A 25,282-nucleotide genomic window follows, 5' to 3' on the forward strand; every position below is an offset into this window, starting at 1 on the left:
ACGTGGACGGAAACCGACAGGTGATGCGCTGATGGCGATGCAATCCCCCCTGCCCGTGCGCAACGGCGTGAACGCCACGCGGCTGCGCCTGCCCCCGGAGGGGCCGTGGGAGACCGCCCTCGAGTACATCCTCGACCGGTTCGACCACGTGGACCCGGAGGGCATCGGCGAGCGCTTCGACCGCGGCGAGGTGGTCGCCCTCGGCGGCGAGACCCTGACGCGGTCCACTCCCCTCGGCGAGCACACGTTCGTCTGGTACTACCGGGAGCTGCCGGTCGAGGAGCGCCTGCCGGTCGAGATCTCGATCCTGCACCGGGACGACCACCTCGTCGTCGTCGACAAACCGCACTTCCTGCCCACGACCCCCGGCGGGATGTATGTCGCGGAGTCGGCACTCGTGCGGCTGCGGGTGGAACTCGGCATCCCCGACCTCATCCCCATGCACCGGCTCGACCGCATGACGGCCGGGATCCTGATGTTCTCCGTCGACCCGGAGACCCGCGGCGCCTACCAGCTCCTGTTCGAGAACCGACGCATCACCAAGGAGTACCGTGCCGTCGCGCCCGTGCGGCCCGATCTGCACCTGGACGCCGAACCGCTCGACGTCCGGAGCCGGATCGTGAAGTCCCGTACCTACCTGCTGGCCCAGGAGGTGGAGGGGCCGGCCAACACGCACACCACGGTCAGCCTGCTCGACCGGCGCGAGGACCGGGGCCTCTACCGCCTGCAGCCGCACACGGGCAAGACCCACCAGCTCCGGCTGCACATGGCATCGCTCGGACTCGGCATCATCAACGACCCGTTCTACCCGATCCTCCATCCGCAGGCACCCGACGACTACGGCAAGCCGCTGCAGCTCCTGGCGCACAGCATCGCGTTCACCGACCCCGTGGACGGCACCGACCGGCGCTTCGAATCGGGCCTCACCCTGGCCGAGTTCGCCTGATCACCCTTCGGCTCCCGACGCGTTCCGCTGTACGGCCGGCTTCCTGACGGTACATTTGCGGGGTGGACCTGCCCGGCACGGACATCCCAGCACCGCTCTACCTCCTCGTCATGTTCGCCGTCATCTTCGTCGATGTGGCGATCCCCGTGGTGCCCTCGGAACTCCTCGTGATCGGCTCCGGCACCATGTCCGCCCACGGCATGCTCCTGCTTCCCCTCGCGATCATCACCGCGTTCGCGGGGAGCTGGCTGGGCGACGTCGCGCTCTTCCTGCTGTTCCGGCGCCGGCTCACCCACTTCCTCGACCGCTTCCGGTGGGGCCGCTCCATCCACCGCGGACTGCGGAACGCCATCGACAAGGCCGGCACCTCACCCACCTACGCGGCCGTCGTCGCCGTCCGCTTCCTTCCCGGCGGCCGTACCGCGAGCGTGGCCGTCGCCGGCATCGCCGAACTGCCCCTCCGACCGTTCATGCTCGCGGCAGCGGCGGGCGGCGTGCTGTGGACAGCGTGGCTCGTGGGTCTCGGCTTCGTCGCCGGGGCCTCCACGGGGCTGCCGGCCGGCGTGAGCGCCCTGCTGGGGATGGCGGTGGGTACGCTGGTGGGAGCCATCACGGCGGCAGTCCTCGCCCTGAAGAAACACCGGAAGGCCACAAAAGCGCATGAGCACCCCGAAGAACCCGGGACCGAGGCTCCCTGACAGGCCGGTCAGGCCTCCGACGATCGCCCGGGAGGTTCCGGCCACGGAAGTTCCGGCCACAGCGGTTCCCTCCGACACGGGAAGCATCCTCGAGCGTTTGAAGGCGGCGAAACCACGCGCCACCTCCACGGCGGACGACGCTGAACCCGGCCGAGGGCACACGACATCAGGCACGTCCGCGGCGCCGGGGGGCCCGGCACAACCATCGGGCAATACGGCTTCGGGCACGCCCACTCCGGGAACCCGTGATGCACGGTCCGGGATCGAGGGGCCGGACGCCGGAACCGCTGCGGGACCGGGTGCCGGCACGACGGCGGACGGAAGCGGCAGGGGTGGCCGCGCCGACAGCGACGCGGCGCACCAGGTGCGCCAGGCAGCCGGCAGGGCGAGAGCCGCAGCGGGCGCGTCGGGCAGGGCCCTCACCCGTGGCAGCAGCGCAATGGCCCGCTCCATGGGCTCGTGGGATCCGGATCTCGTCCGTCAGGCAGTCGTCACGGCCTGCGCCGTCGCCTGCATCCTCGGTTCGGCCGCCGGCGTCGGCGCTTTCGGCGGCCCGTCGATACGGGATGCCGCAGGCGGTCTCTTCGCTCCGGACGCGACGCTGCTCGCGCCGGCGTCGTCGGCCTTCTCCATCTGGAGCGTCATCTACGTGGGCCTCGTGGCCTATACGGCGTTCCAATGGCTGCCGTCGCAGCGGACCAGTGAGCGGCAGCGGCGCCTGGGCTGGATCGTCGCGGCCTCGATGCTGCTGAACCTCGCCTGGATCCTGAGCGCGCAGTCCGGTCGGCTGGCCCTGAGCCTCGTGGTCATCATGCTGCTCCTCTTCGCCCTGCTGGCGGCCGTGCGGACCATGAACAACCACCCCGACGAGTCACGGCTCGAGGGCGCGCTCGTGGACACCCCGCTCGGGCTCTACCTCGGGTGGGTCCTGGTGGCAGCGGCGGCGAACAGTGCGGCGCTCCTCACGGCGCGGGGCGCGGAGCTGTTCGGCTGGGACGGTGCGACGTGGGCGATCGTCGGGATCGTGGTGGTGCTGATGAGCGCCGCCGTGGTCTGCTCGACCGACCGCGGACGCCTGTCCGTCGCCGCGGCGACCTCCTGGGGGCTGCTGTGGATCGCGGTCGAACGGCTACTGGGAGAGCCGGTGGCTGTCGACGTCGCGCTCGTCGCGGCATTCGCGATCTTCCTGCTGCTCATCACGGCGGGCTCCCGCCGCCATCGCGTGGACCATGCCCACCGGCGCTGGCTCCGGGCGCAGGAGGATGCCCTGCGCGAACCCGTCGATCTGCTCGACGACGACTACCAGGACTCTCGCTACTAGCGAGGTCGGCTCGACCCCATCCGGCATCCGCCGGGCGCGCAGCCTCCCGGCGGGACAGGACCGGCGGCAAGCCGTCCTGTCCCGCACCGGAAGCGTTCGGGCACGGCGAGGAACGCTGTCCGCGCCGTGCCCGGTGGGCGCTACTCGCCCTGGTCGCCGACCGTGACGGCGATCTTGCCGCGCACGTGGCCGTCGATGCTGCTGCGGAAGGCATCAGCAGCGCGTTCCAGGGGGAAGCTCTCCGCGAGGATCGGCTTCACACTCCCGGACTCGACGAGTTCGGTGAGCGCGAGGAGATCGGCCGGGTTGGGCCGCACGAAGATGTAGCGCCCACCCTTCTCCTTCACCTCGGCGTCCGTCACGGAGGCGATCCGTTCCGGCGACTTCAGGTGCTCGAGGGACGCGACCCAGTCATCGCCGCCGACGAAGTCCACCACGGCGTCGAGCCCCTCCGGGGCCGCCTCGGCGATGCGGCCGGCGAGGCCCTCGCCGTAGGTCAGGGGTTCGGCGCCGAGTGAGCGCAGGAAGTCGTGGTTCTTCTCCGAGGCGGTGGCCAGCACGCGGGCCCCCCACGCCTTCGCGATCTGGATGGCGTAGGTGCCCACGCCCCCTGCCCCGTTGTGCACCAGCACGGTGTCACCGTCCGTCACACCGACCGCTTCGAGCGACTGGTAGGCCGTGAGCCCCGCGAGAGGCATCGTCGCGGCCTCCGCCCAGGACACATTGCGGGGCTTCCGGGCGAGCGCGCGCACCGGAGCGGCGACCCGCTCGGCGAAGGTCCCCAGCCCCACGGTGTCCATGCGCACGTAGCCGATGACCTCGTCACCGGCTTCGAACTCCGTCACGGACGGCCCCGGCTGCACGACGACGCCGGCCACGTCCCAGCCCGGGATCACCGGGAAGTAGGTGGGCAACGCGCCGTCGAGGTAGCCGGCGGTGATCTTCCAGTCGACCGGGTTGACCGATGATGCACGCACGTCGACGAGCACGGAATCCGGCCCCACCTTCGGGTCCGGCTGCTCGCCGTACTGGAGGACGTCGGGATCGCCGTACTTCTCGTAAAACACTGCCTTCATGGTGTTCCTCCCTGCAGATGAACCGGCCGGGGCCGGCGCTGTTCAGCTTCCAGAGGCGGCAACCGGTGCGTCCCGGTCCCTATTCCGACACCACGCGCACGGTTCCATCACACCGCGCGGCCCGCACCCGGGGGCCTCGGCTCAGCCCGTGTTGCGCATCCCCGCCGCCACACCGTTGATGGTGATGAGCATGGCCCGCTGCAGCTGCCCGTCGGGCCGGCCGCCATCGGCTTCCTCCCGGACGCGGCGCAGCAGTTCCACCTGCAGGTAGGAGATGGGGTCCAGGTACTGGTCGCGGACCGCCAGGGACCGCTTGAGCACGGGCTGGTTGTCGAGCAGTTCGTGCTCCCCCGTGAGGTGGCGGATCTCGGCGAGGGTCAGCTCGTACTCCTCCCGGATCACCCCGAAGAGGTGCTGCAGCTCGCCCGGCACCAGGGCCTCGACGTAGTGCGCCGCGATCTCGAGATCGGTCTTGGCGAGCGTCATCTCCACATTGGAGACCACGGTCCGGAAGAAGTGCCAGCGCTCCAGCATCTCCTCGAGCAGTCCCTCGTGGCCTGCCTCGCGCGCAGCCCGCAGCCCTGACCCGACGCCGAACCAGCCCGGCACGATCTGCCGCGACTGCGTCCATCCGAACACCCACGGGATGGCGCGGAGCCCGCCGAGTCCGCTGCCGGAATCGGGCCGCTTGGACGGGCGCGAGCCGATGTTGAGCGAACCGAGCTGCTCCACCGGAGTCGACGCGAGGAAGTACGCGGGCAGGTCCTCGTGGTCGATCAGCGAGCGGTAGCGCGCGAAGGCGGCGTCGGACACGGTCTCCATGACCTCCGCCCAGCGGTCGCGATCGTCGTCGGACGTACGCGGCGTGCGGTGCAGCGCCGATCCCTGCATCACGGCGGCCAGGGACAGCTCGAGGTTCTCGCGCGCCAGGGCCGGCAGGGAGTACTTGTCGCTGATGACCTCGCCCTGCTCGGTGAACTTGATCTCGCCTTCGAGGACACCGTTGGGCTGCGCGAGGATGGCATCGTAGGTCGGTCCGCCACCGCGGCCGACGGACCCGCCGCGGCCGTGGAACAGGCGCAGGCGGACGCCGTGCTTCGCCGCGACGTCACGCAGGCGACGCTGGGTCTTGTGGATCTCCCAGAGGCTCGTGAGGACGCCGGATTCCTTGTTGGAGTCCGAGTAGCCGAGCATGACCTCCTGCAGGTCACCGCGCAGGCGCACCACCTCGCGATAGGTGGGGTCGGACAGCAGGGTGTCCACGATCTCCGCCGAGACCCGGAGCTCGTCCACGGTCTCGAGCAGCGGGGCGAAGCCGATCTTCGCGAAGGCGCCGGAACCGGGACCACCCGAACCGTCGCCGACGACGTCGACCAGGCCGGCTTCGCGGGCGAGGACCACCGGGGCGAGGACGTCGTCCGCACCCCGCGTCATGGAGACGATGTAGGTCTCGATGACGTCGGGTCCGTAGGTCTCCAGGGCCGAGGCGATCTCGCGGAAGACGTCGAACGTGCGCCGTGCGCCGTCGTCGAGCGGCGGGTTCACCGTGGCCAGCGGACGCCGGGACGCCAGCTCGCGGGACAGTGCCTGCAGGCGGCCCTCGCGGTCCAGCTCGAGGTAGGGGACCTTCAGCTCGCCGAGGCGGTCGGTGAGCTGCGCGACGACGTCGTGGTGCATGTCCGCGTGCTCACGGATGTCGAGGGTCGCCAGGTGCAGCCCGAAGGAGGAGATGACGCGCGACGCCGTGGCGAGGGCCCCGTCGGCAGCGAGACCCGCGGCGTGCCGGCGCAGCGAGTCGCCGACGAGCTGGAGGTCCGCCAGGACCTGGGCCGTCCCGTTGTAGTCCCTGCCGGGCTCGTGCGCGGTCTGGTTCTGCACGCGGGCTGCCGTGTTCAGCAGCTTCGCCTTCACGCAGGTCAGCTTGAGCCGGTACGGTTCCTGGGCGTTGAGCTCGAGCACGCGCTTGTCGAGCCTCGGCAGGTTGGCGAGGTCCTGCTCGATGGAGGCGGTCAGCTCCTCGGACGCCCCGACGATCGCCGTGGACGAGGACAGCGACGAGATGAGCCGGTCCACGAAGTGGATCGCGATCCGGACGGCCTGCTGGTTCTGGATCTGCAGGATCTCGCGGGTCACGGCGGCGGTGACGTTGGGATTGCCGTCGCGATCCCCTCCGATCCAGGACCCGAACCGCAGCGGTGCTCCCTCGGCGGGCAGCGTGACGCCGTGCTCGGACAGGAGGTCCGAGAGGTCCTCCAGCAGTTCGGGCATCGCCGTGGTGAGGATGTCGCCGAGGTAGTAGATGGCGTTGCGGGCCTCGTCGATCGGCGTGGGCCGCACCTGGCGCAGTTCGTCCGTCTGCCAGATCAGGTCGATCACCTCGGCGAGCCGGCGGTCCTGGCGGCGCCGCTGCTGGGAGCCCTCGGGCGTCGTCTCGGCGAGGATGTCGGAGAGCCGGCGGAGCTTGTCCAGCACGGACCGGCGCGAGGCCTCGGTGGGGTGTGCCGTGAAGACCGGGCGCACGTCGAGCTGCTGCACGACGTCGGCGAGCGCCTCCGGGCCGGCGTCGGCGGCGATGCGGGAGACGGTCTGCGCGAGCCAGCCGTCCTCCTCGGAGCGGGTCCGCAGACCGCGGACGCGGTGTACCTGCTCGGCGGCGTTCGCGAGGTGGAAGTATGCGGCGAAGGCCCGGACCAGCTCGGTGGCCTGATCGATCGGAAGAGCCGCGAGGAGTTCACGGACCTGCTCCGCGAGGGCTGCCCGCTCGACCGCGTCGCTGGCGCTGCCGGACTCCTTGGACTGCTTGGTCAGCAGGCGGACGCGCTCCACGAGATCGAGGAGATCCTGCCCGTGCTGCCGCACGAGCGATTCCCCGAGCAGGGTGCTGACGCGCCGCACGTCGGCACGGAGGTCGGAACTGATATCACCGGCCGTTCCGAACGGGTCGGCGGCACGCACGGGAGACACTTCGAGGGGCACAGTCACAACAGCCTGCTTTCAGGGCACGGAAAACGTGGCGTATGCGGCACTGGATACGACGGATTGCTGTTGGGATACTACCCAGTAATGTGGCGTGGGCCTCACCGTGTCCGTCATATGAACCGAAACGGCGTGCACGACGCTGCGGCATCGGGGCCGCTCCGCGCCGCCGTCGTTCCTGGTTCTCGGCGGCATCCCCCGTGAGCGTCGGCGTGTTCCCGTACAACACGCTGTTCGGGGACAGAAGCCGGGAACGACGGCGCCCGGCAGCCGGGCGCGGGCAGCATGAGGGCGCGTCAGGCGAATGCGGAGATGCCGGTCAGCGCCCTGCCCACGATGAGGCTGTTGATCTCGTAGGAGCCCTCGTAGGTGTACACGGCCTCGGCGTCGGCGAAGATCTTCGCCATCCCGTAGTCCGTCACGATCCCGTTGCCGCCGAGGATCCCGCGCCCGAGGGCCACCGTCTCGCGCATGCGGGCCGTCGTGTAGGACTTGGCGAAGGCCGCCCTGGGCATGTCGGCGGCTCCCTGCTCCTGCAGTTGGGCCATGCGCGCCATCACGCCGAGGCTCGCCGTCGTGTTGCCCATCATGGTGACGAGCTGGTCCTGGACGAGCTGGAATCCCGCGATCGGCTTCCCGAACTGGTGGCGTTCGACGGCGTACTGCCGGGCGACGTCGAACGCGGCGAGCTGCTGGCCCACGGCCTGCCAGCCCACGAGGATGCGTGATCCGAGCAGGAGCTGCCGGGTGTCGTTGAAGGAATCGATACCCGTGAAGCGGTCCGCCTCGGGGATCCGCACGTCGGTGAGGGTGATGTCCGCGTTCTGGACCGTCCGCAGCGCGGTCTTGTTACCGATGGCCGTCCGGGTGACACCGGGCAGCGTGGCATCGAGGATGAAGCCGCGTACTGCGCCGGTCCCGGTGTCGCGGGCCCAGAGGAGCATGTAGTCGCAGAACGTGCCGTTGCCGATCCAGCGCTTCGCGCCGTTGATGACCCAGGTGTCGCCGTCGCGCGTCGCCGTCGTCGCCATGCCGCCGGCGACATCGGATCCGTGCAGCGGTTCGGTGAGCGCGAAGGCACCCGTGATCGTGAGGTCCATCGCGTCCTGCAGGAGCCGGGCCTTCTGCTCCTCGCTCCCGAAGGTGTGCAGCGCCTCGACGAAGAGATCGTGATGGACCATGAAGAACGTGGCGATCGAGGTGTCCGCGCGGGTCAGTTCGGCGATGACCAGCCCGCTGAACAGGTGGCTGTAGCCCTGCTGTACGGGCGTGCTGAGGTTGAGTCCCGCCAGCTTCGGCAGGATCCCGTGGGGGAATTCCGCACGGTTCCACCACTCGACCGCGCGTGGCGTGACCTCCTTCGCGAGGAAGTCCCGGACGTCCTGCAGTTTCGCCCGCTCGTGGCTGGCGAGGAGGGACTCGAAGCCGAGGAAATCGGCCGTGGGCAGCTGGCTCTCCATTGAGCCGTCCTTTCGGTTGAGACCGGAGACGAGCGTTATCTCGGCGCCATGCGGATGGCGCCGTCGAGGCGGATGGTCTCGCCGTTGAGCATCTGGTTCTCGACGATGTGCGCGGCGAGCGCGGCGTACTCGACGGGCTTGCCGAGGCGTGACGGGTGCGGGACCTGGGCTCCGAGGGAGTCCTGGGCCTCCTGCGGGAGGCCCGCCATCATGGGCGTCTCGAAGATGCCGGGCGCTATGGTGACCACGCGGATCAGCGAGCGGGCGAGTTCCCGCGCGATGGGCAGGGTCATGGCCGCCACCCCGCCTTTCGACGCGGAGTAGGCCGGCTGCCCGATCTGCCCGTCGAAGGCCGCCACGGACGCGGTGTTGATGATGACGCCGCGTTCGTCGGAGCCGCCGAGTCCGGTGACGGTCGGCGTGGCCGCCATGGCCTCGGCGGCGAGCCGGATGACGTTGAAGGTGCCGATCAGGTTGACGCCGATGACGCGGGCGAACTGCTCGAGCGGCAGGACGCCGTCGCGCCCGAGGACCTTGCCCGGCGTGGCGATCCCCGCGCAGTTGACGACGATCCGCAGCGGACCGAGTGCGGAGGCCGCGGCGACCGCCGCCTGGACCTGGCCGGAATCGGCGACGTCGGCAGGCACGAAGCGGGCACGTGCACCCGAGGGGTCGAGGCGGGCGGCGGCGTCTGCTCCTGCAGACTGCGGGAGGTCGACCAGCACCACGGAGGCGCCGTCGTCGAACAGCCGCTGCGCGGTGGCGAATCCGAGCCCCGAGGCGCCGCCCGTGACGAGCGCTACTGCTCCCCTGATGTCCATGCCTGGTCCTTCCGCCGGTCGCGGACCGCCCTTGGCCCGCGCGCCCAGCGTACTGTGACGTGGCCCACTGCGCACCCGGGAGGATATTCGTTGTGCATCCTGCGCAGTGGGAGGCTCGGGCGGTGTGGTTAGGGTGGTCACATGCCCACTCCCGACGACGCCGCCGCCGCGGCCGCGAGCAGTGTCCGGCACCTGTTCGCGCGCCGGAGCCTCCGCGTGCCCGGGACGAGGCTCGGCGCCATCGCGTACCCGGCTCCCACCGGCCCCCGGAACCACTGGCACTACTGGTGGCAGGCGCACTACCTCGACTGTCTCCTGGATGAGCACCTGCGCGATCCCGCGGGCCCGGCACTGCGCGAGGCCCGGAAACTGGCCCGAGGCATCTGGCTCCGCAACGGTGGCCGGTGGCGGAACTCCTACTACGACGACATGGCGTGGCTCGCCCTGGCGCTCCAACGCCTCGACGCGATCGAAGGACGACGGCGGCCGCGGCGCCGCGTGCGCGTCCTCGGAGGAGCCCTGGCATCCGCGCACACGCAGGACCTGGGCGGTGGGGTCTTCTGGAACACCACGCGGAACTACAAGAACACCCCGAGCACCGCACCCGCTGCCCTCTTCTTCGCCCGTGCCGGGGAACAGGCCCGTGCGCAGGACCTGCTCGACTGGCTGCGAGCCCGCCTGTTCGACCCCGCTACAGGGCTCTACCTCGACGGCATGAAGGCGGACGGCACCGCGGACGGCACCCTCGAGCGCGCCATCCACACCTACAACCAGGGCACCGTGCTCGGCGCGCTGGTCGGCGTCGGCGGGACCGAGAACGTGGGATACGCGGCGGACCTCGTGGAGGCCATCGCCCGCCGCGTGGCGGACGACGGCGGGGCGCTGCCCCTGGGATCGGACGGCGACGCAGGCCTCTTCACCGGGATCCTCGCCCGCTACCTCGCCCTGGCGGCGTCGGCCCCGGGCATCAGAGCCGGTGCCGCGGCCACGGCCCGCAGCATGCTCCGGGCCACGGCCGACCGCATCTGGAGTGGCCGGAGCCAGGTCGACACAGCAGCACTCCTCTTCCCGCCCTCGCAGGTCGTACCCGCCGGCCTGTCGGCCCAGCTGCAGGCCTGGATGATCCTCGAGGCCGAGAGGGCCTTCTGCTAGCCGCCCTTCTTCGCGCCCTGCGGATAGAAGGTCTCGCCGCGGGCGAGCATGGCGACGAACTTCGCGATGTTCCGCTCCTTCGCCGCTTCCGTCCTGAGCTGGGCCAGGCGGAAGATCAGGGCGTACCGGTTCTGCGAGGACAGGGTGCGGAAGGTGGCGAGTGCGGCGTCGTCGGCCTCGATCGCCTCCAGGAGGTCGGGCGGCACCTCCGCCGTCGCCGGCCCGGCATAGGCCCGCTCCCACCGGCCGTCGGCTTGGGCCGCGGCGACCGCCCGCTCGCCGGCGTCGCGCATCCGGCCCTCGGCGCGGAGCCTGTCCACGTGGGTCCGGTTGCGGACCGACCAGATACTCCGGGGCCCGCGGGGCGTGAAGCGCTGGAAGTAGCTGCCCTCGTCCCGGGACCGCGCCTGTCCGTCGATCCAGCCGAAACAGAGTGCTTCGTCGAGCGCCTGCGCGTAGGTGAGTGCCGTCGTCGTCCCGCCCTTCTTGTGCTCGATGAGCCAGACACCGGGCGAGGACCCGTGGTTCTCCTCGAGCCAGGAACGCCAGGACGCGGCGTCGGGCAGCAGGAGTTCGGGCAGTTCGGCCTTCATGCGACAACCCTAGGACTCCGGTGGAGTATCCGGTACCACCTGCCGGCACCCTAGGATGCACTGATGCTGCGCGTCCGCCCCCTCGTCCACACCGCCGACCTCCCCACCGCTGCCGGCTTCCTGCAGTCCCTCGGGCTCACACCGGCACGGGACACCGCACCGAGCGGGTCCTGCGCCGTGTTCGACGCCGTGTTCGACGCCGGGAGCGGCCGTGTCGCCCTGCGCTCCTGCGCTCCAGGCAGTCGTGCGGAAGGCACGACGGCCCTGATGTTCGACGTCGCCGATGTGCGCGAGTTCGCACGCCGGACGGCCGAGGCCGGCACCGCCGTGGAGCTCTCCGGGGAGGGCCACGGCCTCGCGGCCCGCGTCACCGCACCCGACGGGATGTCCTTCGTCGCCGACGCGGGTCCGCGCGAGACGGGCGCGCCGGCCTCGCCCCTGTCGGTGCTGGCCCTCTGGTACACGGCCGACGTCGACGGCGCGGTCCGGGCGCTCGGGGACATCGGGGCTAGACCGAGGATCAGCTCCGAGGCGGGCACGTGGCACGACTTCCGGGCGAAGAACGGCGGCCTGGTCGCCGTGCACCTCCAGGAGCGTGCCGCACCGGGCCTGGCCTTCGAGTACGACGGCGACGTGCGGGCCCTGGTCTCCGGCCTCTCCAGCGGCGGTTCCGAGCCCGAGGTCGTGGACGAGCGCCACGGTCGCTCGCTCCGCGTCCGCGCACCGTGGGGCACGGACGTGTGGATCAACGAGCGGCGACGGGACCTCGACGGCTGCACCGAGCACTGACGCCCCACCTGCTCCCCGCGGATTCAGCCACGGGCCGAAGAACCGCGCGCCGTCCGTGCCGGGAAGGGGGTCTGCTATAGAACTGGGGGTATGAACGTACGCACCCCTGACCCCAACCCGGGCTGGCTCTCCGAAGATGACCTGTACGAGGCCCGCCGCCGCCTGCCGATGGTCTACGTGGAGGCGATCCCCGTGCGGTGCGACGCCCTCGGGTACGTCAACGAGGTGGGGCTGCTCCTGCAGGCCAACGAGCAGGGCGAGATGGTGCGGACGTTCGTCTCCGGGCGCGTGATGTACCGGGAGACCATCCGGGCCGCGCTCCTGCGCCACCTCGAGAAGGACCTCGGCCCGCTGGCACTGCCGCAGCTGCCGCCGTCGCCCCTGCCCTTCACGATCGCCGAGTACTTCCCGTCCCCCTCGGAGACGGGCCTGACCGACGACCGCCAGCACGCCGTCGCCCTCGCGTACCTGATCCCCGTCACGGGCGAGTGCAACCCGCGCCAGGACGCGCTGGAACTGTCCTGGCTGACCCCCTCCGAGGCCCTGAGCCCCTCCATCCAGGCCGAGTTCTCGGGCGGGCGCGCCGACCTGCTGCGCCAGGCCCTCGCCCACGCCGGTTGGGGCCGGTAGCCGGGACGAGGCGCCCGCCGACGCCCGCGACACCGTATCGTGATACGGGCGCGCTGGGGCGCCGGGACACATCCAGGGGCTACTGGCAGAGGTTGGCACGACGTACATGATGGTGAACAGGTTGGACAGGACAGGGTTGCGCGCGGTTCCGGCAGAGGTACTGGCCGTGGGCGACGTACTGGCGCTCCCGGGCGGTGACGACCCGGCGGAGGTGACGTCCGTCGTGGTCGAGAACGACGACTTCGGGGTGCCCGCGCTCGTCCGTGCGTCCGTCGCGGGAGGACGGAGCATCTCGATCGCCACCGGCTCGATGGTCTACGTCGAGCCGGCCGATGCCGAGATCGGCGCGTCGGCCGTCGCCGCGGACCACGGCTCCCCGGAGGCGCTCGTCGCGCAGATCGCCCAGGCGCACGCGGACAGCGCTCCCATCCAGGAGATGGCAGGGCGGCTGGCGCGCGGCATCAACCTCAAGGCCGGCAGCAACCTGCAGGACCTCCACCAGCTGGCCCTCGCGCTCTTCATCGACCAGGGCGACACCGCAGCCGCCCTGACCGTCGCCGACCTGCTCGCGGAACTGCCGTTCGACGGGAACTTCGGGCGGTGGAAGTGGATCGAGGGCGGGCTCGCGATCGCCGCCTACCTCACGCGCCATGACGAGGACCGCTCCGCGCGGTACTCGGCAGCCATCCGCGCGGCCGACGACGCCGAGACGGATCCGCTGCGCGCCAAGACGGCGGCGATGTACCGGCAGCGCCAGCTCAACGAACCCAACGTGTACGACCCGGAGATCCTGCGGGCCTCCTCGGCGGGGAAGATCGACGTCGAGCGCGACTGGCGCGTCCTGCGCATCGGCGTCCTCCTGTACCTCCGCGCGCACGGGGGATCGGAGACCCTGGGCCGCGAGGTCCTGGAACGCCGGATCGCCGCGGAGCTGGCCGCCGTGGGTGCGCTGAACGCGCAGCTCGCCACCCGCTAGCCCCGGCGACCGCCGGCTCGGACCGCCCGCCCGCGGTGGGCTGGCAAAATGGGGTGGTGCATCCACAGTCCCAGCAGTCCTCGTTCGCCTTCTCCGTCTCCAGCCGCCTCGAGGACACCACGCCCGCGACGGGCGGCGGGCACCGGCACGGGCGGACCGGCACCATCACCACCCCGCACGGAGAGATCCGCACCCCGGCCTTCATCCCCGTCGGCACGAAGGCATCGGTGAAGGCCGTCCTCCCCGGCGCCATGGCCGAGCTCGGCGCGCAGGCCCTCCTCGCGAACGCCTACCATCTCTACCTGCAGCCCGGGGCGGACGTCCTCGACGAGGCGGGCGGCCTGGGCGCCTTCATGAACTGGCCCGGCCCCACCTTCACCGATTCCGGGGGTTTCCAGGTGATGAGCCTCGGCTCCGGCTTCAAGAAGGTCATCACCATGGACGTGCCCGTCGACGCCGACAAGGCGGGAGCGGACGACCGCATCGCCGTCGGCAAGGAACGCCTCGCGCACATCGACGACGACGGCGTCTGGTTCAAGTCCCACCTCAATGGCGACCGCCACCGCTTCACCCCCGAGATCTCCATGCAGGTGCAGCACCAGCTCGGCGCGGACATCATGTTCGCGTTCGACGAGCTCACCACCCTCATGAACTCGCGCGGCTACCAGGAGGAGTCCCTCGAACGGACACGGCTCTGGGCCCTGCGCTGCGTCGCGGAGCACGAGCGGCTGACCGCCGAGCGCAGCCACCGCCCGTACCAGGCGCTGTTCGGTGTCATCCAGGGCGCGCAGTACGAGGACCTCCGCCGGAAGGCGTCCGCCGACCTCGGGGCCATGAACTTCGACGGTTTCGGGATCGGTGGCGCCCTCGAGAAGGAGAACCTCGGCACCATCCTCGGGTGGTGCAGCGACGAACTGCCCGAGGACAGGCCACGCCATCTGCTGGGCATCTCCGAGCCGGACGACCTCTTCACGGGGATCGAGAACGGCGCCGACACGTTCGACTGCGTCTCCCCCACGCGCGTTGCCCGGAATTCCGCCTTCTACACGCCGGACGGCCGGTGGAACCTCTCCAACGCGCGCTTCAAGAGGGACTTCACCCCGCTCGTCGAGGGCTGCGACTGCTACACCTGCACGCACTACACCCGCGCCTACATCCACCACCTCTTCAAGGCCAAGGAGATGGTGTCCGCGACCCTGATCTCCATCCACAACGAGCGGTTCGTGGTGCGCATGGTCGACGACGCGCGCACGGCCATCGACGACGGCACCTTCTACGACCTGAAGGCCGAGGTGCTGGGCAGGTACTACGCCTGACAGCGGTTTGAACGTGTTCAAATCAGGGCTACACTTCGAATTGAACACGTTCGAATCAGGAGGAGCATGCCGACGCCGACAGCCAAGAGCGAAGCGACCAGGGACCTGCTGGTCTCCACGGCGCTTCGGCTCTTCCGCGAGATCGGCTACGAGAAGACGACCATGCGGGCCATCGCGTCGGCCGCCGACGTCTCGACCGGGAGCGCCTACTACTACTTCGCCTCGAAGGACGACCTCGTCCACGAGCTCTACCGCAGCCTGCAGGAGGAACACCGCTCCCGCGCCCTGCCGCAGCTGCGCGAAGGCCAGAACCTCGGCGAACTCCTGCGGATCGTCCTCAACACCGGGATCGACGTCATGGCGCCGTACCACGACTTCGGCTCCCGCTTCATCAGCATCGCCATCAAGCCCTCCGCGACGACGAGCCCCTTCGGCAGCGAATCCGCCGTCGCCCGCGCCCGGTCCATCGCGCTGTTCCGGCACGCCGTCGCGATGTCGAGGCCGCAGCCTCCGCTCGCCATCCGGGACGACCTGCCGGAGCTCCTCTGGTACGCCTACATGGGTGTGACCCTCTTCTGGGTCTACGACTCCTCCACCGACCAGGCCCGCACGCGCCGGCTCATCGACCAGGCCGCCCCGCTCATCTCCAGGCTCGTGATCCTCTCCCGGCTCCCCGTGGTGCGGAAGATCGTCGAGGACATCGTTCAGCTGATCCGGGGTACGCGGCAGTGAGCACGGACGGCGGAAGTCCCGAGGACGCGGCCGACGACGGACCCCCGCCGTCGCGCCACCACGTCACCTTCGGACCCGCCGCCGTCGTCGTCGGGTTCCTCGTGGGCGTGACGGTCCTCGCGCTCGCCTTCGCCTCCACCTGGGGAGCCGAGGCGCCGGCGGTGTTCCTCCTGGCCCTCTGGTACGGCCTCGGGATCGGGCTGGTCACGGGGCTGCCGCTCGGCGTCGTGCTCGGGCTCCTGCTGCGACCGGTGGGCAGCCAGTGGATCCATGTCGGGGTCTTCTTCGCCGCGTTCACCGCGGCAGCCTTCGCCATCGCCACGCTGCTGTCGCCGTCCACCGCCATCGGGGACACCCTCCCCGCAGCCGTTCTCATCGGAGGTGCGGGCGCCGTTGGCCGTGCCAGTGTCTGGAAGCTGGTCCGCGTGCAATGACCATGAAGAGCCGCTGGGTGTCCCCACGGAATCTGCTCGACGCGGGGTTCACCTTCGCCTACCCCACTCTCGGGCCTGCACTCGACGAGATCCTGGTGCCCGATCGGGTGGCCGCTTCCGAGCGGGTTCGGGCAGACTAGGGGAATGTCCGACACCCAGACCTCCGTGAGCCCCGCCGTCACCCTGACCATCGCCGGATCGGAGGCGACGGGCGGCGCCGGAGCGCAGGCCGATCTCAAGACGTTCCAGGAGCTGGGCGTCTACGGCGTCGTGGCCCTGACCTGCATCGTGTCCTTCGACCCGAAGAACGAGTGGCAGCACCGCTTCGTACCCGTGGACCAGCAGGTGATCGCCGACCAGCTCGAGGCCATCCAGTCCTGCTACCCCCTCGGAACCGTCAAGTTGGGGATGCTCGGCACCCCCGCGACCATCGACACGGTGGCCAGCGCCCTGAAGAGCCAGGAGTGGGACAACGTGGTCCTCGATCCGGTGCTGATCTGCAAGGGCCAGGAACCCGGCGCAGCGCTCGACACCGACCAGGCGCTCAAGGCGAACATCCTGCCGCTGGCCACCTTCGTCACGCCGAACCACTTCGAGGCGGAATCCCTCTCCGGCATCACCATCGACTCCCTCGAGGACCTGAAGGAGGCTGCCCGCATCATCCACCGCCAGAGCGGCGCCGTGGTCCTCGCCAAGGGCGGCGTGCGCATCGCGGGCCCGGACGCCGTCGACGTCTACTTCGACGGCGAGACGCTCGAGGTCCTGTCCGCACCCAAGGTGGGCGAGGTCGCCGTGAGCGGCGCCGGGTGCACCCTCGCTGCAGCGATCGCAGCCGAACTCGCGAAGGGAGCGGAGCCCCTGGACGCCGCCCGCACCGCGAAGGAGTTCGTCACCGAGGGCATCCGCAACCGCGTGGGGTCCAACGCCCCGTTCGACGCCGTCTGGCAGGGCGGCGCGCGGTCGTCCCGGTAGCGGGCAGGGACGGGCCCGGGATGAGCACCGCCGCGGACCCTGCCGAGAACGGCGGGCCAGTGGGAGCTGCCGCTCCCGACGACGGACGCGGGGAGAGCGCGAACCAGCGCCTCGACCGCAACTGGCAGGAGATGCTCCAGGAGCTCCGTGTCATGCAGACCGGCATCCAGATCCTGACCGGGTTCCTGCTGACCCTGCCCTTCCAGTCGCGGTTCGCCGAGCTCGACGACGTGCAGGTGGCCGTCTACCTGGGCCTGGTGTGCCTCTCGGCGCTCATCACGGCCCTGGTGCTCTCCTCGGTCAACCTGCACCGGGTCCTGTTCGGCCTGCGGGTGAAGGCCACGCTCGTGCAGCAGACGGCCGCGATCATCCGCACGACCATCGCCCTCGTGGGCCTGGTGCTCGCCGGGACGGCCTGGCTGATCTTCGACCTCGTGGTGAGCCGCACGGCGGGCCTCGTCGTGGCCGGATCGCTCCTGCTCACGGTGGGAATCCTGTGGGTCGCCTATCCCCTGGCCGTCCGCCGTCGGGCACTCCGGGAACGCGCCTGACGCGTCACGCCGACTCCGGCAGGGTGCCCGCGTAGGGTGCCTTCGGAGCAGCGCGTGCCGCCCTACGTCGAGTGTGCGGCGAGGAACGAGTAGACCTCGGTCTCGTCCACGCCCGGGAAGGCGCCGGGCGGCATCGCGGCCAGGAGGTGCGAGTGTGCCCGGGCGCTCGGCCAGGCATGGCCGGCCCACTCCCGCGCGAGGTCCGACGGCGGCTGCCGGCAGCACGCCTCGTCCGGGCAGAAGGACTTCTCCCGGATGTCCGTGTCCCGTCCACGGAACCACTTGACCTGGGCATAGGGGACGCCGATGCTCAGCGAGAACTCGCCGCTGGCCGCACGCTCGGTCCGCGCCGTGCACCAGTAGGTACCGCTCGGGGTGTCGGTGTACTGGTTGTAGGCCCGGAACTTGTCCTGCACGTCGAACACGACGCGCGAGGTCCAGCGGCGGCAGGACGGCTGGCCCTCGATCGCGCCCGTGTGGTCCTGCGGGAAGGTCACGCCGTCATTCTCGTAGGCCTTGTAGATGATGCCGCTCTTGTGGGTCTTCTGGAAGTGCGTCCTGATGTCCAGGTGCTCGGTGGCGAGGTTCGTGAAGCGGTGCGCGGCCGTCTCGTAGGACACCGCGAAATTGTCGCGGATGTCCTCGACGGCGATCTCCTTCGCTGCCTTGGCACGCTTGAGGAACTCGACGGTGGGCCGCTCCGGGAGCAGCAGCGCGGCGGCGAAGTAGTTCGTGGCGACCCGCTGCCGGAGGAACTCGCCGTAGTTCTCGGGGGTGCGGTGCTCCAGCACGTAGTGCCCGAGCGCCTGCAGCAGCACCGACCGCGGATCGTGATCCGTCCGCTGCGACTGCGTCAGGTAGATCCGGCGGTTCTTCAGGTCCGTGACGGAACGCGTGGAATGCGGCAGGTCGCTGACGTGGTGCAGCGTGAACCCGAGGTGCGCGGCGATGTCGGCGATCAGGTGCTGCGACACGGGGCCGGCGCTGTAGCCGACGGCGTCGAGAACCGTCCGCGCCTGGGCCTCGATCTCGGGGAAGTAGTTGTTCCGTTCCCGCATGACGGCCCGCAGCTCGGCGTTGGCACGCCGGGCCTCCTCGGGCGTGGCCACCTGCTCGTCGAGGCGCCGCTCGAGTTCGCCCTGCAGCCCCACGAGTGACTCCAGCACCTCCAGCGGCAGCCTCGACGAGATGCGGACCTTCGGCAGACCCAGCGATTCGTAGAGCGGCCCGCGCTGCGCACGCTCCAGTTCGATCTCCAGCGCCGCACGCCGCGACGGCGGCTCCGCTCCCAGAAGGTCGTCGATCGTCACGCCCAGGGCCGCCGCGAGGCCCTGCAGCATGCCGAGCTTCGGTTCACGCTTGCCGTTCTCGATGAGTGAGAGCTGCGAGGCGACCGTCCCGACGGCTGAGCCCAGATCGTCGAGCGTCATGCCCTGCGCCTTCCGCAGGTGCCGGACCCGCCGGCCGAGGCTGATCAGGTCCAGCGGGGCGCCCTGCGGACGCACCTGGGTCGCAGGAACGGGTCGGGTCCACGCGGGAGTCGTCATTTCTTGACGATAAGCGAAGAAGTGCGTTTCTTTCCACACTTTTCCCCTTGGAAGGCCGCCAGAAGTGGCGAATTGTTGATTCCACCCCAGCCGGGCAGCCCGGCCAGCACCCAAGGAGATCACAATGACGCAGGAACCAACCCCCTCGACCCCGTCCACGGACCGCCTCCAGGGCGCCGCTGCCGCAGCCCAGGCGCTGGAGCTCGAATGGTCGGTGGATCCGCGCTGGGACGGTGTCCGGCGCGACTACTCCGCGGCCGACGTCGTGCGTCTCCGCGGCAGCGTCCAGGAGGAGCACACGCTGGCGCGGCGTGGAGCGGAGAAGCTCTGGCGCCAGCTCACCTCCGAGGCCGGGACCGGTGGCTACACCAACGCGCTCGGGGCGCTCACCGGCAACCAGGCGGTGCAGCAGGTCAAGGCCGGCCTGCGCGCCATCTACCTCTCCGGGTGGCAGGTGGCGGCGGATGCGAACAACTCCGGGCACACCTACCCCGACCAGTCGCTGTACCCGGCGAACTCGGTGCCCACGGTCGTCCGCCGCATCAACAACGCCCTCCTCCGCGCCGACCAGATCGAATGGGCCGAGGGCACCTCCACCGTCGAGGACTGGCTCGTCCCGATCGTCGCCGATGCCGAAGCAGGCTTCGGCGGACCGCTCAACGCCTACGAGCTCATGAAGTCGATGATCCAGGCCGGGGCCGCCGGCATCCACTGGGAGGACCAGCTCGCCTCGGAGAAGAAGTGCGGGCACCTCGGCGGAAAGGTGCTGATCCCCACCCAGCAGCACGTGCGGACCCTCAATGCGGCCCGCCTGGCCGCCGACGTGGCGGGGACGCCGTCGGTCATCGTCGCCCGCACCGACGCCGAGGCCGCGACCCTCATCACGTCCGACGTCGACGAGCGGGACCAGCCGTTCGTCACCGGCGAGCGCACGCCCGAGGGTTTCTACCACGTACGCAACGGCCTGGAGGCGTGCATCGCCCGCGGACGGGCGTACGCCCCCTACGCCGACCTGCTCTGGATGGAGACGGGCACCCCTGACCTCGACCTCGCCCGGCGCTTCGCCGAGGGCATCAGGGCCGAGTTCCCCGACCAGATGCTCGCCTACAACTGCTCGCCGTCGTTCAACTGGCGCAAACACCTCGACGACGCCACGATCGCGAGGTTCCAGCGCGAGCTCGGCGCCATGGGCTTCACGTTCCAGTTCATCACCCTCGCCGGGTTCCACGCCCTCAACTACTCCATGTTCGACCTCGCACACGGCTATGCGAGGGACGGCATGAGCGCGTACGTGGACCTGCAGGAGCGCGAGTTCGCCGCCGAATCGCGCGGCTACACCGCGACCAGGCACCAGCGCGAGGTCGGCACCGGCTACTTCGACTCCGTGGCCACGGCGCTGAACCCCACCGGAAGCACCCTCGCGCTCGCCGGATCCACCGAGTCGCAGCAGTTCCACTAGCACTTCCCCCGACAGCACCCCGCCGAGGCGACAGAAAAGACCACGAATCCCCGCCCGGGCCGGTCCTTTCTGCCCTCTCGCGGCCCTTCCACCCCAGGAGCACACCATGAACGACCCCTACACCCTGAATCGCATCACCCTGAACGCTCCACCCGTGCAGCGACAGGGCGAGATCCTCACCCGCGAGGCACTCGACTTCGTCAAGGCGCTGCACAAGGCCACCCACAAGCGGCGCGAGGAACTCCTCCGCCACCGTTGCCTCCAGCGGAAGGCCGTCGCATCCGGCATCGACCCGCATTTCCTCCCCGAGACACGCCACATCCGCGAGGATGCGTCGTGGCGGGTCGCACCGACGGCGCCGGGGCTCGAGGACCGCCGCGTCGAGATCACCGGCCCGGTGGACCGCAAGATGACCATCAACGCCCTCAACTCGGGAGCGAAGGTCTGGCTCGCGGACATGGAGGACTCGTCCACGCCGTCGTGGGCCAACGTGATCAACGGGCAGCTGAACCTGAAGGACGCGCTCGCGGGCCGCATCGGCTTCACCTCGCCGGAAGGCAGGGAGTACAGGGTGAAGGGCTCCCCCGAGACCCTGCCGACCATCGTGGTGCGGCCCCGGGGCTGGCACCTGGCCGAGAAGCACGTGCTCATCCAGGACGTCGCCGTCGCGGGCGGCCTGTTCGACTTCGCCCTCTACTTCTTCCACAACGCCCGCACGCTGATGGAGCAGGGCCGGGGCCCGTACTTCTACCTGCCGAAGATCGAGAACCACCTCGAGGCGCGGCTCTGGAACGACATCTTCGTCCAGGCGCAGCACCTGCTGGGCATCCCGCAGGGCACCATCCGCGCGACGGTGCTGATCGAGACCATCACGGCGGCCTTCGAGATGGAGGAGATCCTGTACGAGCTGCGGGACCACGCGGCGGGCCTGAACGCCGGCCGCTGGGACTACATCTTCTCGGTCATCAAGAACTTCCGCACCCGCGGGCCGCGCTTCGTCCTGCCCGACCGCAACGCCGTGACCATGACGGCACCGTTCATGCGCGCCTACACGGAGCAGCTCGTCCGCGCGTGCCATCGGCGGGGTGCACACGCGATCGGCGGGATGGCGGCGTTCATCCCGAACCGGCGGGACGAGCAGGCCAATACACTGGCCTTCGAGAAGGTCCGTGCGGACAAGTCCCGCGAGGCCCATGACGGCTTCGACGGCTCGTGGGTGGCCCACCCCGACCTCGTACCCGTGGCGATGGAGGTCTTCGACGCCGCACTCGGCGACCGCCCGAACCAGCTCGACCGGATGCGCGACGACGTCCAGCCGGACGACAGGGCACTGCTCGACGTCGCGGCCACGCCGGGCACCATCACGGAGCGCGGCGTCCGGGAGAACCTCGAGATCGGCGTCCGGTACATCGAGTCCTGGCTGCGGGGCAGCGGAGCCGCCGCCATCAACAACCTGATGGAGGATGCCGCGACCGCCGAGATCTCGCGGTCGCAGATCTGGCAGTGGATCTACACGAGCGCCCTCACGGAGGACGGCGACGTCATCACGCGCGAGTGGGTCACCGCCCTGCTGGACGAGGAATTCGACGCGCTCGCCCGGTTCGACGGCGACTTCTTCGACGAGGCCCGCGAGGTCTTCGAGGAGGTGGCGCTCGGCGAGGAGTTCCCGGCGTTCCTGACCGTCACCGCCTACTCGAAGTACCTCCGGGACAGCCGGACGCCGGCCGCGGCATAGCGGCAGCGGACGGGAGGGACGGCGTGCGGCGTCGTCCCTCCCGTCCGGGCCGGCTAGGGGGCGGTGGCTGCCGGGGTGGGGGCCGGCGTCGAGCCTTCCTCCGGTGCGCACCTGAGGCCCGCGGGCGTGACGTCCACTCCTTCCGGGGGGATGATGCCGGCGTAGGTGGACCCGAGGATGACGTCGACCGTCCTGTCCTCACGCTCGTCGGCGACGTAGACCGAGTCCGGGATGGTGCGCTGCACCGTGAAGGCGTTGGCGCGGCCGCCCTCCCCCGAGACGACGATCGCGGTCATACCGGTGGGGCCGACCTCGCGGTTCCCGATGTCGCGGACCGCGAAGGCGCGGCCCCGCAGCTGCTCCGCCGCGATGCCGGCGAGGCCGTCGATGTCCGTGCTGTTGTACACGTTGACGGTGACGGCACTCGGGTCCTGGTAGTCGAACGGACCGGCCGGACACGTCGACGTCGGAGCGGGAGCCGGAGCCGCGTCGGAGCCCCCGATGCTGATGTCGCCGCGCGCGATCCCGAGGGCCACGTACACGGCGGCGGCCAGGAGCGCGACGAGCAGGACGAGGACAACCCCGTGGCGGATCCTGCGCATGGAGGCGCGATGCCGGCGTGCATCGTCGTCCTCCGTGAAGACGGCGCCGAGGTCCGTCTCGGTGATGATGCGGTGGCCGTGCCATTCGGTGGGATCACGCCTCGCCTGCGCCCGCTGCTGGCGCGACGAGCCGTGCTCAGTCATTGAGCACGAGGACTCTCGCGTGCAGGATGGTCCGCTGGTGCAGCGCGGTCCGGACAGCACGGTGCAGGCCGTCCTCGAGGTACATGACGTCGTTCCACTGCACCACGTGCGGGAAGAGGTCACCGAAGAACGTCGAGTCCTCGGCGAGCAGCGCTTCGAGGTCGAGGGTGGTCTTGGTGGTCACCAGTTCATCGAGCCGCACCTGCCGGGGAGCCACTTCCGCCCAGTCCTTGGGGGTCACGTGTCCGTGGTCCGGGTACGGCCGTCCGTCACTTACTGCTTTGAAGATCACTGGTACAGCCTAGGTAATTGCTCGGGCCAATGGAACGCGGCGCCGCCGCGGCCGTCATCTCGTGGCCCAATGGTTACCCCTTCCTGCCCCTCGCGCGGGCGGGAAACCCCAGGAATCCGCTTCACGTGCCGGCGTCCTGCTCCTGTAGCGGCAGTGCGGGGAGCTCGTCGCCGAGCGTCGGATAGGAGGGCTGGGCGCCGGCGCCCTGGACCGCGTAGGAGCCGACACGGACGGCGAACCGGACGGCGTCGACGAGGGGCGTGCCTCCGGAGAGTTCCGCGGCGAGCGCACCGACGAACGCGTCCCCGGCGCCGGTCGTGTCCACCGTCGGGACGCGCGGGGCGGGCACGGCTCGGACCGTGCCGCCGTCGGACACCAGGGCGCCTACGCCGCCGAGGGTCATCACCACGGACGCGAAGCCGCAGGCCAGGAGGCTCCGGACGACCGCCTCGTGACCGGGCACCGCGTCGCCACCGAGATGCGCGAGGACCAGGGCGCCCTCGTGTTCGTTGACGACGAGCGGGTCCGCCCGCAGCAGCATTCCGCGGTCGATGCCGATCACGGGCGCGAGGTTGACGATCACGCGCCCGGAGGCCAGGCGCACCGCCGCCTCGGTCGCCTCCGCCGGCAGCTCGCCCTGCACGACGACGACTGCCGCCGCCCGGATGACGTCCGCCGAGGCGGCGACGAGCCCGGCGGACACCTCGGCATTCGCGCCCGGCAGCACCACGATGGAGTTCTCGCCGTCGTCGGACACCTGCACGACGGCGACGCCCGTGCCGCCGTCGGTCCGCCGGACCGCTCGCAGGTCCGCGCCGGCAGCGGCAAGGGCCGAGAGCGCGACGTCGGCGTGGGCATCGGTGCCCACGGCACCGACCATCGCCACCTCGGCACCGAGCAGCGCTGCTGCGACGGCCTGGTTGGCTCCCTTGCCGCCGGGCAGGACCGTCATCGATCGGCCCAGCACGGTCTCGCCCGGTTGCGGGTGCCGTTCGAGGGTGACCACGAGGTCCGCGTTGATGGACCCGACGACGACGATGCCCGGCGACACTGGATTCATCCCGCGAGTGTTTCACGGCCGGCGCCCCGGCACCTCCCGAATGGAAGGACCGTGCGGCTCCGGAACATAATGGGACCATGCCTACGGACGCCCCGATCGACCTCCTGCCCGATACCCCCGCCGCTCCCGCGACACACCAGGGGAACCCCGTCCAGGGGCTCCTGCTCGACGTCGACGGCCCGGTCGCGAGCCCTGTCACCCGCTCTGTTCCGGCCGGGATCATCGCCGATCTGCTCACGCTCGCGTCCGCGGGCTGGCCCGTGGTGTTCAACACGGGCCGGTCTGACGCCTTCATCCGGCAGCAGGTCATGGAGCCGATGCTCGCCGCAGGCCTACCCGCCGGGATCACGTTCCACGCCGTCTGCGAGAAGGGTGCCACGTGGTTCTCGTTCACCGCGGACGGCGCCGGCGAGGTGTTCATCGACCGGGACCTCGCCCTGCCCGTGAGCTTCGCCGACGACGTGCGGGACCTCGTGGAGGAGCAGTACCCGGACGTGATGTTCTTCGACGAGACGAAGCTGTCGATGGTCTCCGTGGAGCAGTCCCTCGACGCGACGAACGCCGACTACCTCGAAGCGCAGCGCTCCTTCGACAACGACGCCCTCGACATCATGCACAGCCACGACATGGGCGCCTGCCGGCTCGACCGCGAGGAACCGGACAGCCACGGGAACATCGAGTACCGGGTGGACCCGACGATCATCTCCACCGACATCGAATCGGTGCGTGTCGGCAAGGACCTCGGCGCCGAGCGGGCCCTCACGCTCGTGGCACCCCTCATGGGGATCCCCCGCACCTGGCGGACCGTGGGGGACTCCCGCACGGACTACGCCATGGCCGACTACCTGCACGAGCAGGGCTTCGACGTCGCGCACGTGGACGTCCGGCCCGCCGACGGCGTCCCCGCGAAGCCGTACGAGGTCGTCACGGAGGGCTCGCTCATCCACGAGGAGGCAGGAGCCGCGTTCCTCGCGCGCTGCGTCGCGTCACTGGGCTGAGG

Annotated in this window: 25 protein-coding genes; 16 read left to right on the forward strand and 9 right to left on the reverse strand. The window is 70.4% G+C overall.

Annotation, left to right across the window (positions count from 1 at the left end; all coding sequences use genetic code 11):
* Nucleotides 1-37 precede the first annotated feature (37 nt).
* The 3 genes from ACIQCY_RS12515 to ACIQCY_RS12525 all read left to right on the forward strand — a co-directional run bounded on the left by ACIQCY_RS12515 (nt 38) and on the right by ACIQCY_RS12525 (nt 2,965).
* Nucleotides 38-946 (forward strand): RluA family pseudouridine synthase, encoded by a 909-nt coding sequence (locus ACIQCY_RS12515; RefSeq protein ID WP_400484373.1) that lies wholly within the window; start codon nt 38-40, stop codon nt 944-946.
* Between the two features lie 62 nt (nt 947-1,008).
* Entirely contained in the window at nt 1,009-1,644 is a 636-nt protein-coding gene (locus tag ACIQCY_RS12520) for a DedA family protein (protein ID WP_400484220.1), read from the forward strand.
* Nucleotides 1,607-2,965 (forward strand): tryptophan-rich sensory protein, encoded by a 1,359-nt coding sequence (locus ACIQCY_RS12525; RefSeq protein ID WP_400484221.1) that lies wholly within the window; start codon nt 1,607-1,609, stop codon nt 2,963-2,965. The genes ACIQCY_RS12520 and ACIQCY_RS12525 overlap by 38 nt, the downstream gene beginning before the upstream one ends.
* A 140-nt stretch (nt 2,966-3,105) precedes the next feature.
* Here ACIQCY_RS12525 and ACIQCY_RS12530 read toward each other — a convergent pair whose 3' ends face one another.
* From ACIQCY_RS12530 to ACIQCY_RS12545, 4 genes are all read right to left on the reverse strand, one after another.
* Nucleotides 3,106-4,041, reverse strand: a complete 936-nt coding sequence (locus ACIQCY_RS12530; RefSeq protein WP_400484222.1) for an NADP-dependent oxidoreductase — start codon at nt 4,039-4,041, stop codon at nt 3,106-3,108.
* A 141-nt stretch (nt 4,042-4,182) separates the two neighbouring features.
* Nucleotides 4,183-7,017 carry a phosphoenolpyruvate carboxylase gene (gene ppc / locus ACIQCY_RS12535; protein WP_400484374.1) on the reverse strand — a complete coding sequence of 945 codons (2,835 nt, stop codon included), beginning with the start codon at nt 7,015-7,017 and terminating at the stop codon, nt 4,183-4,185.
* 296 nt (nt 7,018-7,313) lie between these two features.
* Entirely contained in the window at nt 7,314-8,477 is a 1,164-nt protein-coding gene (locus ACIQCY_RS12540; protein WP_400484223.1) for an acyl-CoA dehydrogenase family protein, read from the reverse strand.
* Between the two features lie 35 nt (nt 8,478-8,512).
* On the reverse strand, nt 8,513-9,298 hold the full coding sequence (locus ACIQCY_RS12545; protein WP_400484224.1) for an SDR family NAD(P)-dependent oxidoreductase: 786 nt from the start codon (nt 9,296-9,298) through the stop codon (nt 8,513-8,515).
* 141 nt (nt 9,299-9,439) lie between these two features.
* Here ACIQCY_RS12545 and ACIQCY_RS12550 point away from each other — a divergent pair, with 141 nt between their 5' ends.
* On the forward strand, nt 9,440-10,450 hold the full coding sequence (locus ACIQCY_RS12550) for a glycoside hydrolase family 76 protein (protein WP_400484225.1): 1,011 nt from the start codon (nt 9,440-9,442) through the stop codon (nt 10,448-10,450).
* On the opposite strand, the gene ACIQCY_RS12555 is transcribed toward ACIQCY_RS12550, so the two are convergent.
* Entirely contained in the window at nt 10,447-11,043 is a 597-nt protein-coding gene (locus tag ACIQCY_RS12555) for a YdeI family protein (protein ID WP_400484226.1), read from the reverse strand. The genes ACIQCY_RS12550 and ACIQCY_RS12555 overlap by 4 nt on opposite strands.
* 63 nt (nt 11,044-11,106) lie before the next feature.
* Here ACIQCY_RS12555 and ACIQCY_RS12560 point away from each other — a divergent pair, with 63 nt between their 5' ends.
* The 9 genes from ACIQCY_RS12560 (at nt 11,107) to ACIQCY_RS12600 (ending at nt 17,443) form a co-directional block, all read left to right on the forward strand.
* Complete coding sequence (locus tag ACIQCY_RS12560; RefSeq protein WP_400484227.1) at nt 11,107-11,832, forward strand: VOC family protein; 726 nt, start codon at nt 11,107-11,109, stop codon at nt 11,830-11,832.
* 90 nt (nt 11,833-11,922) lie between these two features.
* A complete protein-coding gene (locus tag ACIQCY_RS12565) occupies nt 11,923-12,462 on the forward strand; it encodes an NUDIX hydrolase family protein (RefSeq protein WP_133080337.1) in 540 nt (179 codons plus the stop codon).
* Between the two features lie 166 nt (nt 12,463-12,628).
* Complete coding sequence (locus ACIQCY_RS12570; protein WP_400484228.1) at nt 12,629-13,438, forward strand: DUF6707 family protein; 810 nt, start codon at nt 12,629-12,631, stop codon at nt 13,436-13,438.
* A gap of 53 nt (nt 13,439-13,491) precedes the next feature.
* Nucleotides 13,492-14,754 (forward strand): tRNA guanosine(34) transglycosylase Tgt, encoded by a 1,263-nt coding sequence (tgt, locus tag ACIQCY_RS12575; protein ID WP_400484229.1) that lies wholly within the window; start codon nt 13,492-13,494, stop codon nt 14,752-14,754.
* Nucleotides 14,755-14,820: 66 nt separating this feature from the next.
* Nucleotides 14,821-15,486, forward strand: coding sequence for a TetR family transcriptional regulator (locus ACIQCY_RS12580; RefSeq protein ID WP_400484230.1), 666 nt, complete (start codon nt 14,821-14,823; stop codon nt 15,484-15,486).
* Nucleotides 15,483-15,920, forward strand: coding sequence for a hypothetical protein (locus tag ACIQCY_RS12585; RefSeq protein ID WP_400484231.1), 438 nt, complete (start codon nt 15,483-15,485; stop codon nt 15,918-15,920). The genes ACIQCY_RS12580 and ACIQCY_RS12585 overlap by 4 nt, the downstream gene beginning before the upstream one ends.
* A gap of 2 nt (nt 15,921-15,922) precedes the next feature.
* Nucleotides 15,923-16,060 carry a DUF1731 domain-containing protein gene (locus ACIQCY_RS12590; protein ID WP_400484232.1) on the forward strand — a complete coding sequence of 46 codons (138 nt, stop codon included), beginning with the start codon at nt 15,923-15,925 and terminating at the stop codon, nt 16,058-16,060.
* Nucleotides 16,061-16,064: 4 nt separating this feature from the next.
* Complete coding sequence (gene thiD / locus ACIQCY_RS12595; RefSeq protein WP_400484233.1) at nt 16,065-16,892, forward strand: bifunctional hydroxymethylpyrimidine kinase/phosphomethylpyrimidine kinase; 828 nt, start codon at nt 16,065-16,067, stop codon at nt 16,890-16,892.
* 20 nt (nt 16,893-16,912) lie between these two features.
* Nucleotides 16,913-17,443 carry a DUF6328 family protein gene (locus ACIQCY_RS12600; RefSeq protein ID WP_400484234.1) on the forward strand — a complete coding sequence of 177 codons (531 nt, stop codon included), beginning with the start codon at nt 16,913-16,915 and terminating at the stop codon, nt 17,441-17,443.
* Nucleotides 17,444-17,505: 62 nt separating this feature from the next.
* Here ACIQCY_RS12600 and ACIQCY_RS12605 read toward each other — a convergent pair whose 3' ends face one another.
* Nucleotides 17,506-18,990, reverse strand: a complete 1,485-nt coding sequence (locus ACIQCY_RS12605) for a helix-turn-helix domain-containing protein (RefSeq protein ID WP_400484235.1) — start codon at nt 18,988-18,990, stop codon at nt 17,506-17,508.
* Nucleotides 18,991-19,108: 118 nt separating this feature from the next.
* Here ACIQCY_RS12605 and aceA point away from each other — a divergent pair, with 118 nt between their 5' ends.
* Together aceA and aceB are read left to right on the forward strand one after the other, a co-directional pair.
* Entirely contained in the window at nt 19,109-20,449 is a 1,341-nt protein-coding gene (aceA, locus tag ACIQCY_RS12610) for an isocitrate lyase (protein ID WP_400484375.1), read from the forward strand.
* A gap of 106 nt (nt 20,450-20,555) precedes the next feature.
* Entirely contained in the window at nt 20,556-22,184 is a 1,629-nt protein-coding gene (gene aceB / locus ACIQCY_RS12615; protein ID WP_400484236.1) for a malate synthase A, read from the forward strand.
* A 53-nt stretch (nt 22,185-22,237) separates the two neighbouring features.
* Here the strand turns inward: aceB and ACIQCY_RS12620 are convergent, their stop codons facing one another.
* The 3 genes from ACIQCY_RS12620 to ACIQCY_RS12630 form a co-directional block, all read right to left on the reverse strand.
* Complete coding sequence (locus tag ACIQCY_RS12620; RefSeq protein ID WP_400484237.1) at nt 22,238-22,930, reverse strand: LytR C-terminal domain-containing protein; 693 nt, start codon at nt 22,928-22,930, stop codon at nt 22,238-22,240.
* The gene (locus ACIQCY_RS12625; protein WP_400484238.1) at nt 22,923-23,222 is read right to left on the reverse strand and encodes a type II toxin-antitoxin system VapB family antitoxin; all 300 of its coding nucleotides are present in this window, start codon (nt 23,220-23,222) and stop codon (nt 22,923-22,925) included. Before ACIQCY_RS12625 ends, ACIQCY_RS12620 begins: the two co-directional genes overlap by 8 nt.
* A gap of 121 nt (nt 23,223-23,343) precedes the next feature.
* Nucleotides 23,344-24,282, reverse strand: coding sequence for a ribokinase (locus tag ACIQCY_RS12630; protein WP_400484239.1), 939 nt, complete (start codon nt 24,280-24,282; stop codon nt 23,344-23,346).
* Between the two features lie 77 nt (nt 24,283-24,359).
* Here ACIQCY_RS12630 and ACIQCY_RS12635 point away from each other — a divergent pair, with 77 nt between their 5' ends.
* Complete coding sequence (locus ACIQCY_RS12635; protein ID WP_400484240.1) at nt 24,360-25,280, forward strand: hypothetical protein; 921 nt, start codon at nt 24,360-24,362, stop codon at nt 25,278-25,280.
* Nucleotides 25,281-25,282: the final 2 nt, after the last annotated feature.

Source organism: Arthrobacter sp. NPDC092385 (assembly GCF_044755105.1).
In the GTDB taxonomy this organism is placed as follows: domain Bacteria; phylum Actinomycetota; class Actinomycetes; order Actinomycetales; family Micrococcaceae; genus Arthrobacter_D.

Coding starts and splice junctions, on each gene's coding strand:
- ACIQCY_RS12635 (WP_400484240.1), top strand. CDS start 24,360: ATGCCTACGGACGCCCCGATCGACCTCCTGCCCGATACCCCCGCCGCT.
- ACIQCY_RS12555 (WP_400484226.1), bottom strand. CDS start 11,043: ATGAAGGCCGAACTGCCCGAACTCCTGCTGCCCGACGCCGCGTCCTGG.
- ACIQCY_RS12565 (WP_133080337.1), top strand. CDS start 11,923: ATGAACGTACGCACCCCTGACCCCAACCCGGGCTGGCTCTCCGAAGAT.
- thiD (WP_400484233.1), top strand. CDS start 16,065: ATGTCCGACACCCAGACCTCCGTGAGCCCCGCCGTCACCCTGACCATC.
- ACIQCY_RS12605 (WP_400484235.1), bottom strand. CDS start 18,990: ATGACGACTCCCGCGTGGACCCGACCCGTTCCTGCGACCCAGGTGCGT.
- ACIQCY_RS12540 (WP_400484223.1), bottom strand. CDS start 8,477: ATGGAGAGCCAGCTGCCCACGGCCGATTTCCTCGGCTTCGAGTCCCTC.
- ACIQCY_RS12530 (WP_400484222.1), bottom strand. CDS start 4,041: ATGAAGGCAGTGTTTTACGAGAAGTACGGCGATCCCGACGTCCTCCAG.
- ACIQCY_RS12525 (WP_400484221.1), top strand. CDS start 1,607: ATGAGCACCCCGAAGAACCCGGGACCGAGGCTCCCTGACAGGCCGGTC.
- ACIQCY_RS12590 (WP_400484232.1), top strand. CDS start 15,923: ATGAAGAGCCGCTGGGTGTCCCCACGGAATCTGCTCGACGCGGGGTTC.
- aceB (WP_400484236.1), top strand. CDS start 20,556: ATGAACGACCCCTACACCCTGAATCGCATCACCCTGAACGCTCCACCC.
- ACIQCY_RS12515 (WP_400484373.1), top strand. CDS start 38: ATGCAATCCCCCCTGCCCGTGCGCAACGGCGTGAACGCCACGCGGCTG.
- ACIQCY_RS12620 (WP_400484237.1), bottom strand. CDS start 22,930: ATGACTGAGCACGGCTCGTCGCGCCAGCAGCGGGCGCAGGCGAGGCGT.
- ACIQCY_RS12560 (WP_400484227.1), top strand. CDS start 11,107: ATGCTGCGCGTCCGCCCCCTCGTCCACACCGCCGACCTCCCCACCGCT.
- ACIQCY_RS12550 (WP_400484225.1), top strand. CDS start 9,440: ATGCCCACTCCCGACGACGCCGCCGCCGCGGCCGCGAGCAGTGTCCGG.
- ACIQCY_RS12545 (WP_400484224.1), bottom strand. CDS start 9,298: ATGGACATCAGGGGAGCAGTAGCGCTCGTCACGGGCGGCGCCTCGGGG.
- ACIQCY_RS12580 (WP_400484230.1), top strand. CDS start 14,821: ATGCCGACGCCGACAGCCAAGAGCGAAGCGACCAGGGACCTGCTGGTC.
- ACIQCY_RS12630 (WP_400484239.1), bottom strand. CDS start 24,282: ATGAATCCAGTGTCGCCGGGCATCGTCGTCGTCGGGTCCATCAACGCG.
- ACIQCY_RS12600 (WP_400484234.1), top strand. CDS start 16,913: ATGAGCACCGCCGCGGACCCTGCCGAGAACGGCGGGCCAGTGGGAGCT.